22 protein-coding genes are annotated in these 16,217 nt (G+C 66.8%); 7 read left to right on the top strand and 15 right to left on the bottom strand.

Features of this window, described 5'->3' with window-relative positions:
- Window positions 1-1,054 (top strand): thioesterase domain-containing protein (locus IE278_RS40955; protein ID WP_246571751.1); only part of this gene is annotated, 1,054 nt, incomplete at its 5' end.
- A gap of 266 nt (window positions 1,055-1,320) precedes the next feature.
- Here IE278_RS40955 and IE278_RS40950 read toward each other — a convergent pair.
- A complete protein-coding gene (locus IE278_RS40950) occupies window positions 1,321-1,701 on the bottom strand; it encodes a hypothetical protein (RefSeq protein WP_246571747.1) in 381 nt (126 codons plus the stop codon).
- Between the two features lie 154 nt (window positions 1,702-1,855).
- Between IE278_RS40950 and IE278_RS40945 the strand changes: the two genes are divergently transcribed.
- Complete coding sequence (locus IE278_RS40945; RefSeq protein ID WP_189780110.1) at window positions 1,856-3,583, top strand: IS1182 family transposase; 1,728 nt, start codon at window positions 1,856-1,858, stop codon at window positions 3,581-3,583.
- 35 nt (window positions 3,584-3,618) lie between these two features.
- On the opposite strand, the gene IE278_RS40940 is transcribed toward IE278_RS40945, so the two are convergent.
- The 3 genes from IE278_RS40940 to IE278_RS40930 form a co-directional block, all read right to left on the bottom strand.
- Complete coding sequence (locus tag IE278_RS40940) at window positions 3,619-3,888, bottom strand: hypothetical protein (protein ID WP_189780109.1); 270 nt, start codon at window positions 3,886-3,888, stop codon at window positions 3,619-3,621.
- 124 nt (window positions 3,889-4,012) lie between these two features.
- On the bottom strand, window positions 4,013-4,525 hold the full coding sequence (locus IE278_RS40935; protein WP_189780108.1) for a hypothetical protein: 513 nt from the start codon (window positions 4,523-4,525) through the stop codon (window positions 4,013-4,015).
- Window positions 4,526-4,680: 155 nt separating this feature from the next.
- Complete coding sequence (locus IE278_RS40930; protein WP_189780107.1) at window positions 4,681-4,947, bottom strand: hypothetical protein; 267 nt, start codon at window positions 4,945-4,947, stop codon at window positions 4,681-4,683.
- A gap of 337 nt (window positions 4,948-5,284) precedes the next feature.
- On the opposite strand from IE278_RS40930, the gene IE278_RS40925 reads away from it, so the two are divergent.
- The gene (locus tag IE278_RS40925) at window positions 5,285-5,458 is read left to right on the top strand and encodes a hypothetical protein (protein ID WP_189780106.1); all 174 of its coding nucleotides are present in this window, start codon (window positions 5,285-5,287) and stop codon (window positions 5,456-5,458) included.
- Between the two features lie 59 nt (window positions 5,459-5,517).
- On the opposite strand, the gene IE278_RS40920 is transcribed toward IE278_RS40925, so the two are convergent.
- The 8 genes from IE278_RS40920 to arr form a co-directional block, all read right to left on the bottom strand.
- A protein-coding gene (locus tag IE278_RS40920) for an IS5 family transposase (RefSeq protein WP_373312243.1) occupies window positions 5,518-6,389 on the bottom strand; the annotation gives its coding sequence in 2 pieces (ribosomal slippage) (window positions 5,518-6,003 and window positions 6,006-6,389; 870 coding nt in all).
- Between the two features lie 55 nt (window positions 6,390-6,444).
- Window positions 6,445-7,212 (bottom strand): hypothetical protein, encoded by a 768-nt coding sequence (locus IE278_RS40915; protein ID WP_246571744.1) that lies wholly within the window; start codon window positions 7,210-7,212, stop codon window positions 6,445-6,447.
- 1,047 nt (window positions 7,213-8,259) lie between these two features.
- Window positions 8,260-8,490: a hypothetical protein gene (locus IE278_RS40910; RefSeq protein WP_189780104.1), complete on the bottom strand. Its 231-nt coding sequence runs from the start codon at window positions 8,488-8,490 to the stop codon at window positions 8,260-8,262.
- A 156-nt stretch (window positions 8,491-8,646) separates the two neighbouring features.
- Complete coding sequence (locus IE278_RS43390) at window positions 8,647-9,186, bottom strand: RHS repeat-associated core domain-containing protein (RefSeq protein ID WP_373312242.1); 540 nt, start codon at window positions 9,184-9,186, stop codon at window positions 8,647-8,649.
- A 122-nt stretch (window positions 9,187-9,308) separates the two neighbouring features.
- Window positions 9,309-9,959, bottom strand: a complete 651-nt coding sequence (locus IE278_RS40900; RefSeq protein ID WP_189780103.1) for an IS3 family transposase — start codon at window positions 9,957-9,959, stop codon at window positions 9,309-9,311.
- Entirely contained in the window at window positions 9,960-10,202 is a 243-nt protein-coding gene (locus tag IE278_RS40895; RefSeq protein WP_189780102.1) for an IS3 family transposase, read from the bottom strand.
- Window positions 10,199-10,498 (bottom strand): transposase, encoded by a 300-nt coding sequence (locus IE278_RS40890; RefSeq protein ID WP_189780101.1) that lies wholly within the window; start codon window positions 10,496-10,498, stop codon window positions 10,199-10,201. The genes IE278_RS40895 and IE278_RS40890 overlap by 4 nt, the downstream gene beginning before the upstream one ends.
- Before the next feature lie 214 nt (window positions 10,499-10,712).
- Window positions 10,713-11,123: an NAD(+)--rifampin ADP-ribosyltransferase gene (gene arr / locus IE278_RS40885; protein ID WP_189780100.1), complete on the bottom strand. Its 411-nt coding sequence runs from the start codon at window positions 11,121-11,123 to the stop codon at window positions 10,713-10,715.
- 205 nt (window positions 11,124-11,328) lie between these two features.
- Between arr and IE278_RS40880 the strand changes: the two genes are divergently transcribed.
- Window positions 11,329-11,967, top strand: a complete 639-nt coding sequence (locus IE278_RS40880) for a transposase family protein (RefSeq protein WP_246571742.1) — start codon at window positions 11,329-11,331, stop codon at window positions 11,965-11,967.
- 105 nt (window positions 11,968-12,072) lie between these two features.
- Here the strand turns inward: IE278_RS40880 and IE278_RS40875 are convergent, their stop codons facing one another.
- Window positions 12,073-13,014 carry a phosphotransferase family protein gene (locus IE278_RS40875; RefSeq protein WP_213089789.1) on the bottom strand — a complete coding sequence of 314 codons (942 nt, stop codon included), beginning with the start codon at window positions 13,012-13,014 and terminating at the stop codon, window positions 12,073-12,075.
- A 13-nt stretch (window positions 13,015-13,027) separates the two neighbouring features.
- Here IE278_RS40875 and IE278_RS40870 point away from each other — a divergent pair, with 13 nt between their 5' ends.
- The 3 genes from IE278_RS40870 (at window position 13,028) to IE278_RS40860 (ending at window position 15,146) form a co-directional block, all read left to right on the top strand.
- Entirely contained in the window at window positions 13,028-13,669 is a 642-nt protein-coding gene (locus tag IE278_RS40870) for a hypothetical protein (RefSeq protein ID WP_189780099.1), read from the top strand.
- A gap of 75 nt (window positions 13,670-13,744) precedes the next feature.
- Window positions 13,745-14,083, top strand: a complete 339-nt coding sequence (locus tag IE278_RS40865; protein WP_189780098.1) for a hypothetical protein — start codon at window positions 13,745-13,747, stop codon at window positions 14,081-14,083.
- 131 nt (window positions 14,084-14,214) lie between these two features.
- A protein-coding gene (locus tag IE278_RS40860) for an IS5 family transposase (RefSeq protein ID WP_373312241.1) occupies window positions 14,215-15,146 on the top strand; the annotation gives its coding sequence in 2 pieces (ribosomal slippage) (window positions 14,215-14,580 and window positions 14,583-15,146; 930 coding nt in all).
- Window positions 15,147-15,495: 349 nt separating this feature from the next.
- On the opposite strand, the gene IE278_RS40855 is transcribed toward IE278_RS40860, so the two are convergent.
- Window positions 15,496-15,861: a hypothetical protein gene (locus IE278_RS40855; protein WP_189780097.1), complete on the bottom strand. Its 366-nt coding sequence runs from the start codon at window positions 15,859-15,861 to the stop codon at window positions 15,496-15,498.
- Window positions 15,858-16,121 carry a hypothetical protein gene (locus IE278_RS40850; RefSeq protein ID WP_189780096.1) on the bottom strand — a complete coding sequence of 88 codons (264 nt, stop codon included), beginning with the start codon at window positions 16,119-16,121 and terminating at the stop codon, window positions 15,858-15,860. The genes IE278_RS40855 and IE278_RS40850 overlap by 4 nt, the downstream gene beginning before the upstream one ends.
- Window positions 16,122-16,217: the final 96 nt, after the last annotated feature.

The following is a 16,217-nucleotide window of genomic DNA, read 5'->3' as shown; positions in this document are numbered from 1 at the left end:
GCCCGCCCCCGGCCGCCCGGCCGACCGCGGCGGCCGCGCGCCCCGCGACGAGCGCGAGCGGGCCCTGTGCGCGGTGTTCGCCGAGGTGCTGGGGACCGAGAAGGTGACCGTCGACGACAGCTTCTTCGAACTCGGCGGCCACTCGCTGCTGGCGACCCGCCTGACCGGCCGCATCCGGTCGGTCCTCGGCATCGACGTGCCGGTGCGCGTGCTGTTCGAGACACCCACCGTGGCAGGCATCACCGCCCGCCTCGACGGCGCCGCCGGCCGCGACGCCTACGCCCCGGTGCTGCCCCTGCGCGGGCAGGGGGATGCCGCCCCGCTGTTCTGCGTCCACCCACTGGGCGGCCTCGGCTGGCCGTACGTCGGTCTGCTGCCGCACCTCGACCAAGCGGCCCCGGTGTTCGCCCTCCAGGCGGAAGGGGTCGCCACCACCCCGGCCGGCTACACCACCCTGGAGCACATGGCCGAGGTCTACGCGGAGCGGATCGTCCGCACCCACAGCGGCCCGGTCCACCTCCTCGGCTGGTCCTTCGGCGGAAAATTGGCCCACGCCACCGCCGTTCGGCTGGAATCACTCGGCGTGGAGGTGCTGTCGCTGACCATCATCGACGCGAGCCCGAACCCGGCCGGGCACCGCCAGGAGAGCGTGTACCTCGACATCCTCGGCATGCTCGGCCTCGACCGCGACGAGATCGACGACTCGATGCTGGAGTTCGAGGGCTTCATCGCCGCCCTGCGCTCCCACGCCGCGCCGCTGGCCGAACTGACCCGTGAACAGGTGGGCAACCTCGCCGAGATCATGGCGGGCCACCTGGCACTGGCCGGTCGGCACAGCGCCGGCGTCTTCCACGGCCGCACCACCCTGATCGCCTCCAGCCGCACCCTGGCAGCCGGCCCGGCCGGCACGGTCGGTGCGCAGGACTGGGCGCCCTACCTCGCCAGGCAACCCCGCTACCAGGTCGTCGACTTCGAGCACCTGCACCTGATGACGCCCGAAGCCCTCGGGGTCATCGGCCCGCTGGTGAACGCCACGCTCACCGACCAGACCTGACCCCAGCCCTCCGGAACGCCGCCGGCCACCACGGCCGCCGGCGTTCCGGAGTTCCCGGACGGTTCGAAGACGACACCAGGTCGTCCCGCCGACCGCAGAACCGACGCGCCGGCGCTCCGCGGGGAAGACCGCATGCCCGCGTGATGCTGCGCGACGTGCTGGATATCGCCGGCCGCGACCCGCGGTCCCTCGTCCCCGCAAGCCGGGCAGTCGGGCAGATCGGCGCCGTCCAGAAGCGCATTCTGTCGCCGGACGTACTCGGACAGTCACAGCGACGGGTGGCGAAACGGGTCTTCGAACCATGCACGTTCCGGGCTCTCCCACCAGCTCCGCAGCCACCACGGCCGAGGGTTCGGTACAGCCCGCCGCCCGGCCTGCTTCTCCACCCGACGCTGCACGGCGTACTCCTCTGCCCGCACGAGCCACAGCACCCGCGCCTCGTGCAGTTCCTCCACCGCCCGCGCCAGCGCGTCCGGGTCCGCCTCCAACTGTCGGGGGATCGCGGCGCTGAGCGTGAGGTGGTGGTATGTCGCCCGCAGGCCGTAAGGAGCGAAAACGGTGAGGCACGTGCGCAGCGCGCTGTGCCGCCGGTGGAGAGGGAGCCGGGTGTCGTGCACGCGCGCCCGGTGGGTCAGGAAGCTGGTCATTCTGTGAGCTCTAGGCGCTGTTTCTTGGATCTCCTGACCTGGCACGGCTGTTGGGGCAGGCTGGAGACATGGGCCGTGGAGTCTGTCGGGGATCTTGGAGTTTCACAGTGCGGCAGCATGGTCAACGGGCATGCTCGGGTAGTTCCGATGACCGATGCAGCTGTCGAGGTGCTCCTTGTCCCTCCGCCCACGTTCTGGTGAGCAGGTCCCGTCTCTGACTGCGCAGGTCGCGCGGGCTAGCAACCCGAGCGGCACGACGGCGATATGGGTGAGAGACCGGCTGGACGGGCTGTGGCACGACGAGGACTTCGCCGACTGGTACCCGCGGGACGGTCGTCCGGGTCTCTCGCCCGCTCAACTGGCCACCGTCTGTGTGCTGCAGTTCCTGCTCGGCCTGTCGGACCGGCAGGCCGCCGAGGCGGTCCGCTGCCGCATCGACTTCAAGTACGCGATGGCCATGGAGCTGGATGACCCCGGGTTCCATCACAGTGTGCTGGCCGACTTCCGCGACCGTCTCGCCGAAGGAGACCGTCCTGACCGTCTCCTCGACCTCGCGCTGGCCCGCCTCAAGGAGGCCGGCCTGGTGCGCGAGCGCACCACCCAGCGCACCGACTCCACCCATGTCCTGGCTGCGTTGCGTGACGTGACCCGCCTGGAGCTGATCACCGAGGCGGTCCGCGCCGCACTGGAGGAAGTCGCCGGCATCGCCGGGCACCTGCTGGACGAGCTGGTCGATGAGGACTGGGCACGTCGCTACGGCCGGCCGGTCCGCCTGGGCAAGAACCCCACCAAGCCCAAGACCCGGATCCTCGCCACCGGAAACGACGCAGTCCGGCTCCTGGAACACCTCTATCGGCACGGAGCGCACCGCACATGTGGCCCCCGCGTCCAGGCCCTGCGCCAGATCGTGGTGCAGAACTACCACCGCGATGCGCAAGGCCGCCTGAGCTGGCGCACCGCCGAGAAAGAAGACGGGCCCGGGCTGCCGCCCTCGTCCCGGGCGATCGTCTCTCCCTACGACACCTCGGCCCGCTACGCACGGCACGGACACATCATCAGCTGGAAAGGGTTCTCCGCCCACCTGACCGAGACCTGCGCCCCTGACGGCCCCAACGTGATCACGGATGTGGCCACCACCGCGGCCACCACCCACGACAGCAAGGTTCTGCCCGGCATCCATACCCGCCTGCACCGCCGCGGACTGCTGCCCGGCGAACACCTGGTCGACAGCGGCTACACCTCCCTGCCCCACCTGGAACAGGCCGCCCGCGAACACCAGGTCACCGTCACCGGACCACTGCCGGCCAACCCCACCCGCCAACACCGCAAGAACGAAGGCTTCGGCCGGGACAGCTTCCACATCGACTTCGACCGCCAGCAGGTGACCTGCCCCCAAGGCCACGTCAGCCGGGGCTGGCACGGCCCATACCCGACGTCTTCGCCTACCGCGGCCCCGCTGATCGTGGCCAGGTTCACCAGGAGCCAGTGCCATCCCTGCCCGGTCCGCACTCAATGCACCCACTCCACAGAAGGCACCCGAACCGTGGGCTTCCCTCCACGAGAACTCAGTGATCTGCAACTACGTCTTCGCACCGAGCAACAGACTCCCGAATGGAAGACCCGCTACGCGGTGCGCTCAGGGGTGGAGGGCACGGTCAACGAGTTCGCCCACGGCCACGGCATGCGCCGCTGCCGCTATCGAGGGCAGAACAAAGCCCACGTCCAACACGTCCTGACTGCCATCGCCGTCAACATCGAGCGCCTCAGCAGGCTACCGCCGACCGAACAGGCACCCCCTCCCCGCCGGCCGACCGCCCTCCAGGACTACCTCGATCAGCACAAGATCCCCCGGCCAACATCCTGGCGGACCCTCGGCACTTGACCTCGACCACACCAAGATCCCCGACAGAGTCAAGCTTAGTCAAGACGGTGGGTGTGGGCGACCGCGCGGAGAGCCTCGTTGCGTGCTCCTTCGTGCGTGTCGGCCAGCACCCGGCTGATGACCGTCGGCAGGACGTGCCGGCGCAGATGGTTTCCGAGCGTGGTACTGCCGCGCCAGTCGTCGTTGGTGGTGGCGTCGGCCAGCGCGGTGCGGGCGGACTCGACCACCAGGTCCGCGAGTTTCGTGCCGGTCATCGTTTGCCCGGCAGCGAGATCGCCCGCGCCGACGGAAAGTCCAGCCTGCATCTTCTTGAGGTGAGGGGAGCTGGTCTGTCCAGTTCGTGGACGGATGCCTTTTACGGCCGGCCGGGCGGCATGCCGCAGCAGGCAGTTGCAGGGCCGTGGTGTCCGGAATGGAGGATGAAGGGGTCTACCACCAGGGGGTGCAGGCGATGTCGCTGATGGGGGAGGCACTGGTCACCTGCGCGCAGACACGGAAGGCCCGACTTGCCGAGCTGCTGGTCGGGTAGGCCGGGGTCGTGATCCTTGCGCCGCTCGCGCGCGTATCGAACGGACCGCACTGGATCCACGAAATCTTGTTGTCGTTGGTGACATCCATCCAGACCCGTCCGATGGCACCAGCGCCCCAAATACTGGAGCTGGTGCTCAAGACGCCCCACCCCATTGATGTGCCGCCGACGTTGCCGGTGTGCATCTCGTACGAGGCGACCGCCCACGGGCTGCCGCCGAAGTTGGCTACAACTGCTCCCGCCCCCGCCACCCCGCGACCGCTGAGACTGTCCGGGATGTCGGTGAAACCTTTCGCACCTCCGGCGCAGTCCGACGGCGCCGCCTGAGCCGCACCGGAAGAGCCGGCCACGAGCCCTGCCCCGAGCACGATCGCGGCCGCCCCCACGCTGAAGATCCGCCGAATGCTGTGCATGTCTTCTCCCTGGTCTACGTGCTGATAGCTCCCCGCGGGTCGGCTCTTTGCCGTAGTGCCCGCCTGCTGGGACCTTCGCTATGCCGACATCGTGTGCGGGGCAGGCTGACGCAGCCCTGCCCCACAGAGCTACCGCATCACCGTGCGGGCGCCGCTCAGTTGCCGTTGTCGTATTCGAAGTAGTAGCCGGAGGAAGCGAAGTACTTGCACGCGATGGTGATGTCGTAGTAGCGCTGGAACTCGTTCTGAACGGTCAAGCAGGATGAGTGAGTGCCGAACGGCCCCTGCCACTGCAGGCTCTGGACGCTCGCGCTCTCCCTGTGGCTCGTCTGTTCGCTGGCCTGTGCGGTCGCAGCGGCACCGGTGACAGCGCCGGCGGCAAGCGCCAACGCCGCTGCCGTCTGCATGATCTTCTTAAACATTGGTCCCCCACGAGTCATTGGAAGTGCGGTGCCGGTTGGTCGCCGGCCGGGTTTGGGTCCATCCTCGGCTCGGCTCGGTGGCAGGGGTGATGCTCTTCCGTCTGGACTGAAACCTCGCCCCTGCCCTGTTGAGGACTGGTAGGCCCGCATCACCCAGATCCGGTTCGGGCAGCAATACCTCGCCCTGGCCCTGCGCACCGACATCGGCAGCCCGGGCGACTACGGCTTCGACGTGATGACGCCTCGAACGATAGATGGCGTCAGGGACGTCGCGTCCCTGACATATGTCAGGGTGCGGACTTCGCCGTCGGCCCCCCAGCAGGCGGGGCCAGCGACGTTGACGCTGATCGCCCCGTGCCCCTGCGGCCGCGGTTACACCGACGTAGGCCTCGACACGGAAGACGTCCTCATCGAGGTACTCGCGGAGCTGCGCCCGACCTACGGCCGGTCCCTGTACGACGACCAGGCGCCGGACTGCCACAGCGTCCAGCCGCTTCTCGTCTCACCCTGAGCGGAAGATTCGGATGGCCTCGGGGCGCCCGCAGCATCGTCTAGGCGGTTTCGTTTGGATCAGCGGGCGGACCAGAGGAAGATGCCCGCGATGTGTAGTCCAGCGAGGTAGATGGTCGCGGTCTTCTCGTAGCGGGTGGCGATGCCGCGCCATTGCTTCAGGCGCTTGATGCACCGCTCGACGGTGTTGCGCTGCTTGTATGCCTCGCGGTCGAAGGCCGGCGGTCTGCCGCCCACCTGTCCGCGCTGCCGCCGGTTGGCCTGCTGGTCAGCGCGTTCCGGGATCACCGCGCGGATGCCGCGTCTGCGCAGGTGGTCGCGGATCGCGCGGGAGGAATAGGCCTTGTCGGCCAGGACCAGGTCCGGCCTGGTGCGGGGCCGCCCAAGAGGGCGGGGAACGCGCAGGCGGGCCATGACGTCCGTGAAGGCGGGTGCGTCGCCGGCCTGACCTGCGGTGAGGGCGAACGCGCGTGGTCGGCACCGGCCGTCGGCCGCGAGGTGGATCTTCGTGGTCAGTCCGCCGCGGGACCGGCCGATGGCGTGGTGGTCCGGCTCGCCGGCCGGGGCCCCTTTTTGCGGGCTCCGGCCGCGTGCTGGTGTGCGCGCACGATGGTCGAGTCGACCGAGACGGCCCAGTTGAGGTCTTCGTCAGCGTCTGCCTGTGCGACCAGGGCGGTGAACACCCGCTCCCAGGTGCCGTCGACGGCCCACATTCGCAGCCGGTTGTAGACGCCCCGCCAGCTGCCGTACTTCTCCGGCAGGTGCACCCACTGGGTGCCGGTCTGGAACTTGAAGGCGATCGCGTCAATCACCTCACGATGGTTCTGCCAGCGGCCACCCCGCTTCGGCGTCCGGTCCGGAAGCAACGGCTCAATCCGCGCCCACTGCGCATCAGTCAACGGCACACCCGGACCAACGACCGACTGATCCAAACGAAATGGCCTAGCCCCTGTGTGAGGCGTGGGTGCGTCTGGTGACGGGACTTGGTCATCGGCGTGGCTGGGTCCCGGGGCGCAGTTCGACCCGGATGCTTTCGTCGTCGTCGATGACGTAGGTGGGATCCGTTTTGTGGTTCCAGCCCAGCGGCAGCAGGTAGTAGCGGTGATCGCGCTCGACCAACAGCCGCAGGCCGCTGTAGCGGTACCGGTAGTGAAGGCCTTCGCCCAGGTCTTCCGCTTTCAGTCCGGCAGGTCCGGTGATACTCAGCCGCTCGGTGCTGTGGATGAGGACGGCGACGCGCTGCTCGATCCGTTCAGCGTCCCGCTCCGCGTCCTGACGGCCGAGCTGACCGGCTGCCAGGGCCACCACCCACATCAGGAACAGCGCCGCTCCGGCCACTGGCAGCGCGCGTGTCCACGGACGACCGCGTCTGGTCGGTTCGGGCGCTGCGGCGCTGGTCTGCCCAAGGGCCAGCCCGCACGCCACGAGCAGAGGAGCGGTCCAGACGAAGGGATGGATGTAGCGCCACAGCAACATCAGAACGATGCCGGCGGCGACGAAGGCGAGATACGCCCGTGCTACCGCCCGTCCGGCGCGAAGGATGCGATGAATGAGGTGGGCGGGGACAGCGAGCGTGGGAAGCAGCTCGGGAAGGCGGGGCAGTACAACCGCTAGGGCCAGGGTGATGAGGACGGGAAATGTGACCAGTCGCAGGCTGCGCAGCGCCAGCTCGACGGAGTCGAAGCCGATGGCGGAGCTCTCCAGGTGGAAATATCCGTAGTAGACACTGCTGTGGACGAAGCCGGCGAAGAGCATCAGTGCCACGATGAACGAGCCGGCGCCGAAAGCCGAGTTAGCCAGCTCAACTGGACTGCCCCCCCACACGGCCACCGGCGCCCGGGGACTTGACCCGGAGAGTCTGCGGGCCCCACGACGCACTCTGCGGGGTGCTGTAGGGCGTGCGGCCCGTCGCACCGTTCTCTGCCGCACCGCACGGCGTCGGCTGCGGGACGATGGCTCCGAAGAGCCGCCCGCGGGGGCCGGTGTCCCTGTGGAGATCATCGGCTGCGGCCTCAGGACGCATCTGGTTCAGGCAGCAGTCCGGAGCCATCCGGTGAGGGGGGACACGGCATGGAGGCGGTCGGATCGGACAGGTCACTGCACGAGGGAGAAGGCGGTTCTGGCGACCCGGTCACAATCGGAGGCTGGTCGGTTGAGAAGGTGTCGGTTGGCGGAGGAGAAGGCGGAGACACGCTGTCGCCTCCGCCAGAACTGCCGTTGGTTGCTGTCGAATCAGTGAAGGTAGAAGACCCGCTGTTGCCGCCGCTTTCAGGACCAGGGCCGGTCTCTCCAGGGGGAGCTGCAGTGCCTCCGCACGCGACAGCACCCCAGCACAGCGCGGTCGCCGCGACGGCAATCCCGCACCTGGTCACCGCTCGCTGCCGAATCAACATGAATCCCCCATGTGCCATCGCGGGTACCCTCCTCAGCTTCCCACCAAGAGGCGGCCCTGCCCATGCCCCCAACGAAGACCTATGCGTCGGTTTACGGCACGCTCGCGCCTGAACTACCCGCACCACCAGCTCCACGATCGAGTGAGCCCTCATCCGCGTGCTGACTGGGGGCTCACGGGAGTTGTCAGGTCGGACGGCAGCCAGTTGGGCAGGCCCTGGCCCAACTGGCTCCAGCTGGAGTTGGCGATGACGGCGACCAAAGGTGTTTCGGCGCCCTGGTCGTTAGCGAAGTTTTCGCAGCGTTGCGCTGCCCAAACAGGATCGCCGGTGCCCCACAGTTCTGTCTTGGCCGCCGACGTCCAAGGCGGTTTCCACACAATGGACGGAGGGCAGTAAAGGAAGAACGAATTCAGCGCGTTTCCGCTAGCTTTATAACGCCAGTGGCCACCAGGATACCGAAAATACAGAAGACGGATCCGCCGATGCGGAGCACCCAAAGGTGAAAATTCGACCCCTTCTCGCTGGGCTTTTCCCCGAACAAGAATTTGGATCCCGCCGAGTTACCTCTTTCCAGCCCTTTCGCTGCAGCGGCAAAAAAGGCTCCAAATATTGCCAAGGCGAGTCCGAGCCATACCTGCATACGTGACATTCCTCTCGTGAGGCCCCTGCGTCAGTCGGCGGGGCGTGCACAAGGAGCGTGTTCACTTGCCCTTCTGCTCGTTTCGCTTCCTGCGAGCAGACCAAATTTTAGAAAAAATAAAAACACCGATGGATATCCAAGCGGCAAAGAATGCTATCAGAAATGAATTAGATGCTTGCCATCCCTCCATGGTGCGCACCTTTCAGCAGGTAGGCTGGGGGTCCCGAGTACACGGGACCCCCAGCCGCTCTTGTCGACTAGAACTGGACGTGAGCGCCAGTTGCAGCCGGGGAAGTTCAGGCCGGATCCTCCGCCGCCGCTGAATCCGCTTTTGCCCAGGTTGACTTCGGCTTCGGGAACCACGGCGCTGCAGTTGGCGTAGCCCCAGCCGTCGTTGCCTTTTCCTATCTCGGCGTTATTGAGGCCGACGCTTACGCCGCCTCCGGGGCTGCCGAGCCCTACCCGGAAGAATCCGCCGCCTTCGCTGCCGTTATCGTTTTCCGCGTATCCGCCCCCGATGCACAATCCGAAACAGATTTCTCCACCTATTGACCAGGAGTAGAGTCCGTTGGGGTCGATGCGGTTGACGGGGTCGCCTTCGGCGTAGAGGTAGGGGTTCTTTTCCTGGCTGGAGGGGTCGGGCTGGGTGAAGCGCCCGATGTTGGTGTCGTAGTAGCGGGCACCGAGGCGGTACATGCCGGTGGGGTCCTGGTGGCCGCCGGCGAACCGGTAGGGCTGGGAGACTCCGGCTTTTTCGGTGGTGGTGGCGCGGGTGACGCCGCGGGTGAAGCTTCCCCGTGATCTTGGACGCTCGATCTTTATGCTGCAGCCGCGAGGTCGTGTTGGTGGCGTTGCCGGGTCTCGGCTGGCGTGAGGTAGCCGAAGACCTTGTGCTTGCGTAGCCGACGGCGGTTATAGAACGTCTCGGTGAAGTCGAAGACCTGGGCTCGGGCGGTGGCCCGGTCGGGCCAGACGCGGGTGCCGATCTCTTCTTTGAGCAGGGCCCAGAAACTCTCCGCAGCGGCATTGTCGAAGCAGGATCCCGTGCGGCCGCAGCTTTGCCGGAGGCCCAACTCGTCTATTGAGCGACGGAATTGACTGCTCGTGTACTTGCTGCCACGGTCCGAATGTGATATGCAGCCGGGCCGGAGACGGCCGCGGCCCGCGGCCATCCTCAGCGCATCGACGACCAGGCCGGCGCGATGGTGATCGGCCATCGAGTAGCCGACGACCTCGCGCGTGGCCAGATCCAGCCAGCAGGCGAGGTAGAGCCAGCCCTCGGCGGTCGGCAGCGCGGTGATGTCGCCGACCAGCTTCGTGCCAGGCGCACCGGCGTGGAAGTCACGGCCGATGAGGTCCGGGGCCGGCCTGGCCTTCTTGTCGGGCCGGGTCAGCGAACGGCGCCTGCGGCGGGTGACGCCCTGGATGCCGTGCTCGCGCATGAGGCAGGCGACCCGTTTGCGGTTCACTCACCGTCCCAGACGCCGCAGCTCAGCATGGACGCGCGGGACGCCATAGGTCTGGCGCGAGCCGACATGGATCACGGTGATTTCATGCACCATGGCTTGATCGGCGGCGCGCCGGGCGGTCCGAGTTTTCGCCGCAGCGAGCCAGGCGTAGAAGGAGGAGCGGGCCACCTTCAACAAGCGGCACAGGAGAGCGACGCCGTGGGTGGTCTTCTCCGCCTCGATGAACGCGTACGTCTCGTTCACCGATCGCTCTCCTTCGCGAAGAAGACCGCGGCTTTTCGCAGCACCTCGATCGTCTTGACCTGCTCGGCGTTCTGCCGACGCAGCCGCTTGAGCTCCTCGCGCTCAGCGCTCGTGAGCTCCCCCGGAGCGCCTTCGCCCCGATCAGCCTTGCCCTGGCGATACCAGCCGCGCAGGGACTCCGAGCTGATGCCCAGCTCCCGGGCGACAGCGGTGACCGTCTTGCCCGTGGAGTCGACGAGCGCGATCGCATCCCGTTTGAACTCTTCGGTGTACCGCTTCGTGTACTTGCTTCCCACCTGGTGCTACTTCCTCTGGAACCTCAAGATCCCAGTCTCCAGGTGTCCACGATCAAGGGGAAGGTACATGGCCTGCAACCTCAGCCGTCTCGCCGACTGGCACGACACCACCCCATCGGGCCGCCGGGCATCACACTTCCGAACGCTGTGCAACACAGCCGGATTCGCCAGCACCTGACCGCCCAAGATCACCAACAGAGTCACGGCATTGGCCTTAGTTGATGATTTCGGCGCGGTCATCTAGACGGATTACGGCCAGCCGGGCTCGCCACATCTGGAGAGCTTCGGGTGTCTGCCGCGTCCAGTCGGTGACCTCGCCAACGATCTGGAGCGGTTCCCTGCTGCGATAGGAACGGGTGGGATTGCCAGGGAACTTCTTGTCGGTGACGTTTGGATCGTTCTCGAACTCGCCGGTCGGTTCGACGACATACACTCGCGGGGCCCCGTCGCCGGCGGCGAGTTCGGCGGCGAGTCCCGCGCCGTCGCGCAACGCGGTGAAGTAGATGTGATTCATTACGATTTCGGGCCGGTAGTTGGAACGGAAACCGGCGGTGAGGTGATCTCCGACCCGCAGCTCAGCCTTTGTGCCGTGAAAGAACGGCCCCTTATCCAACGCCTCGTCCATCGCCACAGGTTATCAAACCAAGCTGTCGTGACGGCGAGTCATCCAGGACGGCTCGGGCGCTGCGATCACACCAGCCACAGCAAGATCACCTGACCTTGACCAGTAGTTACGGGACAACCCTTTCGAGCTGGTGCACGACAAGCAGTGAAACGTCCGGCCCGTAATGGTTGATCATGGTCGGGTGGTGGAGAACAGGACTCGTGCAGTGATCATCAGCAACCGTCGCATCACGGGCCTGACGGGCGATGTGATCGTGGAACTCGTAGCCGAGGTAGGTCCGTTGTGGCATGAGCGTCACGAGGCCAAGCTGGCCTGCCGGCCACGGAAGCGGGCCGTGGGCGGCGGGCCGAAACACCAGTTGGTGTTCGTCGATCGGCTGCTGGCGACTCTCGTCCATCTTCGTCACAGCGCCACCCACGACGTGCTGGCCTGCTGGTTCAGCGTGGACCGCTCCACCATCACCCGGGCCATCGGTGAAGTGCGCCCGCTGCTCGCCGAGCGAGGCAGCACCGTCAGCCTCGACGTGCGGCTGCGAACTCTGGCCGAGGTCGTCGAGTATCTCGGCACGAGTGGGACGACCGGCATCATCGACGGCACGGAGATCCGGGTCCGGCGGCCCGCCGTCGGGCGCAAGGACCGGGACAGGTTCATCTCGGACAAGAACAAGCAGAACGCCGTCAAATCCATGGTGGTCACCGACGGCGAAGGCCGCGTGCTGTGGTGCAGTCCGGCTCGTCCCGCGACTTGCGCGGACATCACCCACGCCCGACGGCCGCAGCCCCGTCTGGTGCCCGGCGTTGAAAATGCCGACGAAGGCGACGTTCACGATGCTCATGGACTCTGACGGCGACGCCCCACCGTTGGGTGTTCAGGTGGGGCGGTCGTCGGCAAGGTGTCGTTTTCTTCGGCGAGGTGCCGGTGGTTCACCACCTGTATTCGGTACTCAAGATCAGGCCGTCATCCGCCGGATGTCGTCGGTGATGCTCTCCAACGGCGCCGTGTTGCCGATGGAGGCGAACCAGTCCCACAGCTCCAGAGCGTGGTAGAGGCGGTAGAGGCCGACCCGTTCGCTCCAATCGGCGGGCAGCGTGCCGTAGCCGTCGCAGAGCGCTTCGCGCTTGTCCTGGTCGTCGTGGACGGAGTAGTAGTCGGTCTTGGCCACGTCCATCAGCGGATCCGCGGCGATCGCGTTCTCCACGTCGATGAAGCCGCTGACCTGCCATCCGCCGCCCTCCTCGGCGACCAGGACGTTGCCCTCGTGGAAGTCGTTGTGGCACAACACGGCATGCCGGCACGCGCCGAGCAGGTCAGCCTGCCGGGCGACCTTCGCTTCGATGGCCGTCGCGAGCGCCGCATCGCCCCCGTGATCGGCGTACTCCCTGAGCTTCTTGTGGAACTGCCTTGTCATATAGGCGGTGTTCGTCGGCTCGGGATCCAAAACCCGTGTGGTGAGATATCCGTAGGCGCCCTGCGGGATCTGGTGGACCGCAGCCATGCAGCCCCCGATCTGGCGGTAGATCTCCCGCAGCGATGCCCTGTCGAGGGAGTGGCTGACGGCGGACAACGGCTGGCCCCTGAGCATCGTCATCACCGTGTAGCAGCGCCCGAGCGCGTTGTCGGCGTCCCCATGGTGCAACACGGCTGGCACCGGCCCGACACCGTGCTGCTGAAGCAGCTGGTAGACGTAGATCTCCTTTTCCTGTTTCCAGCGCCATTGATCGTCATAGATCTTGATGACGACCGGCTCGGCCGCCCCGACGAACCGGACCTCGAAGATCGTGCTCAGCTCCCCACCAGTACGCAGAACGATCTCCCCGACGGACGCAGCGGGAAGGACGGGATGCAGGAGTTCCTCGGCCATCGCTGGCGGCAGCGCTGTTGTAGCGGACATGCTGAAACCGTAGATGCGCCAGGGCGGACGTCGCGAGCGAAATACGGGTGGTGCGGAGAGCCAGTTCCACCTCGACACCGTCACCCCGATCACCGCCACGCTCGACGCCCCGCCCATTCCCGGCCCTCTAGCCAAGGACCTGACGTGGATGGTCGAGGACGCCGCCGCCCGCGCCCGCGCGCTCTTGTCCGGAGGCCCAGCGCAACCCCACGACGACCTCGCCGACACGGTGCGGATCCTCGCCAGCCCCGATGGCGTCGACCGGCTCCCGGCCGCCGCCGACGCCACCGGCCATACCCAGAGCGCTCTGCGCGCCATGATGATCGGCTATCGCCACGACGGGCCAGCCGGCGCCCATGCCACCCTCGCCGCCGCCCCGGTCCCACTCGGTACGCTGGAACAAGCCCGAGAGGCTATTCGCGCGTCGCAGGCCGCCACCCTGGGCATCTTCGACATCGATGGCGACGCGCTGACCGATGCGACCGCCGGCATCCAGATCCGGCTGGGCCCCGACGGCCGCTGGTTCCCCTTCACCCTCTATCAGGGAGACTGGCGCACCGGAGAGTGGCGACCCGCACCCGGAGCCTCCGACGATCCCGCCCAGGCATACCGGGCCGCCCGACGAGCCCGCGCCGCACGACCGGCCAGGAGGTGACTCGCCAGGCTCCGCGCGACCGTGTGGCCGCCGACCGGCCGCAGTGGCAGTTGAAGGTGCGAAGCGTGGAGGAGCATGGGCAAGGCACGGAACGCTCGCGGCGCCGATGAGGAGAAGACGATGGATCTGCAGGCCGGCGTACGCGTCTACCAGTTCGTTCGTGACCGACAGGACGATCTCCGGGATGAACAGCACCCGGAGGGCCATGACGCGTACGTCCAGTCCTGGCGCGACGCCCACGAGCTCAGCCAGGAGTACGCCAACGCGGTGCAGGCGGGCAACATCAGCGAGGCTCGTCGCTGCCTCGACGCGCTCATGACCATGGCCAGCCAGTGGAAGAGCCACCCTGACATTCCTGCCGCAACCAGCGCCGTCCGCGCTGCACACGACGCGGATCTCATCCCGGAGCGGTGACCGTGAAGTCCTTCAGGTTCCTCATGCCGGGCACGGTCAACCGGTCAACCGGTGGGCTGCCACCTCAGATGCTTAGGCACTGTTTCTCGGATCTCCTGACGTGAGTCGGGTGTTGGGGTCAGGCTGGCTGTATGGGCCGTGGGGATCTGACGAATGCGGAGTGGGATCGGCTGGAGTCGTTCTCACCCCGCGGTGGTGCGCGCGGAGGTCCGTGGAGTGACCACCGTCGGGTGATCAACGGGCTGTTGTACCGGGTGCGGACGGGTGTGCAGTGGCGGGATCTGCCGGAGCGTTTCGGCCCGTGGGAGACGGTCTATAAACGGCATCGCCGCTGGTCGGCGGATGGAACGTGGAAGATGTTGCTGTCTCGCATTCAGGCCGCCGAGGACACTGCGGGTGGGATCGACTGGGACGTGTCGGTGGACTCGACAGCAGTGCGGGCCCACCAGCACGCAGCCGGCGCAAGGAAGGCTCCGCCGCCTGCGATGCCTCAAAAGGGGGCCGCCCTATGGACGAACCAGGCCGATTCGGTGCTGCGGAAACTGGCTGTCCGCCTGGAGGAGGTGGTCAGATCGGCGAATGCCTGGGACGTTATCGGGGCGGATTCACCACCAAAATCCATCTCGTCGCCGACGGACGATGCCGGCCACTCGCCTTCGTCCTGACACCCGGACACTACGGTGACGGCCCCCAACTCGAGCACGTGCTGCGACAGATTTCCGTGCCCCGCCGTGGAGTCGGACGACCTCGCACCCGGCCCGACCATGTCCTGGACGACAAGGCCTACACATCCCGCAGCAACCGCTGTTACCTGCGACGACGCGGAATACGGCACACCATCCCCGAACGTCTCGACCAGAAAAGACACCGGCAGGGGCGAGGTTCCCGCGGCGGTCGGCCCACTGGATTCGACAGCGAACGCTACAAGAAGCGCAACACCGTCGAGCGGGCCATCAACCGGCTGAAGGGCTTCCGCGCCGTCGCCACACGCTACGAGAAACGCGCCTACATCTACCTCGGAACCGTCACTCTCGCGGCCCTCATGACCTGGCTCCGCACATGATCCGAGAAACAGCGCCTAGGTGTGTGCGCTGTCAGTGCACAGACGTAAGCTGCCTGAAATGGATGCACATCCCGTTGGTTTCTCGGACACTCCCATCTACAGCCAGCTAGTCGCCGAGCGAGGTGACGTGCCCGGCCGGACACGCGATGAGGCCGAGCAGCTGCACCGACTGCTGGAACCGCTCTTTAACGGCACGAGTGCCGCTGAACGCGCGCAAAGGGTGATACCGCAGCGTTCCTTCTTCGGCGCCGGACCGCGTCCGTGACCGCAGTGCTCGTGGACGGTGGGGCGGCTGGCCATCCCGCTGGCTGCGTTGCTCGGCACGGCACGGTGGGAAGAGCCTGTTGGATCAGCTCGTCCAGGTCTTGATCTCAGCGGCGACCTCCCGCACCGGGAGCCCATCCCGGGCCGCGCGCGCCAAGGGAAGAACGGTATTCAGACCAGGGCTCACCGCGAGGCCGCACGCCGAGAGGTAGGCCGCAGCCACCGTGGCGGCGAACAGCAGATTCCTCACCTCCAGGCTGGGGTTCCTCGCCAGCTCGCACAGCAGCGCCGCCGCTTTGTGATGTGGTTCGGGATAGACCTCATGGGCCAGGACCTCCGCGCGGTGACGCGCTTCCGCTGCCACTGGTACGCCGTAGTCGACGACCTGGGGATCGCCCGGGATCTGCTGCGCTACGGCCAGAATCCAGGCGAGATCGACACGGAGATTCACGCGGCGTCCCTTGACGCGTTCTCCACCAGTCCGTCCGGAAGACCGGGGTACCGGTCCTCACCGACCTCTGCCTCGAACGCGTCCGCGTACCCGGCCAGGAACGTCGTAGCGCCGGCCATGAAAGCGGCCTGTGTCTGGTCCACATCGGCCTTGATCAAGTCGGCAACGTATCCCTGCAGGCTCAGACCGCGGCGCTTGGCCCGGTCCTCGGCGGCCGCCCTGACAGCGTCGTCCAGTCTGATGTTCGTCTGCTTCGCCATACTCGCTACTATAGCTAGGTATCGGTATCAGCGACTACTGAGGTTTTCGTTAGTTCTGTGGGTGCAGGTGCTTGGGTGGTGTGAGGATCTGGCTGT

Origin of the sequence: Streptomyces tauricus (assembly GCF_014650955.1) — a bacterium.
GTDB classification, from domain to species: Bacteria; Actinomycetota; Actinomycetes; order Streptomycetales; family Streptomycetaceae; genus Streptomyces; species Streptomyces tauricus.
This window is presented reverse-complemented; position numbering and strand designations above follow the sequence as displayed.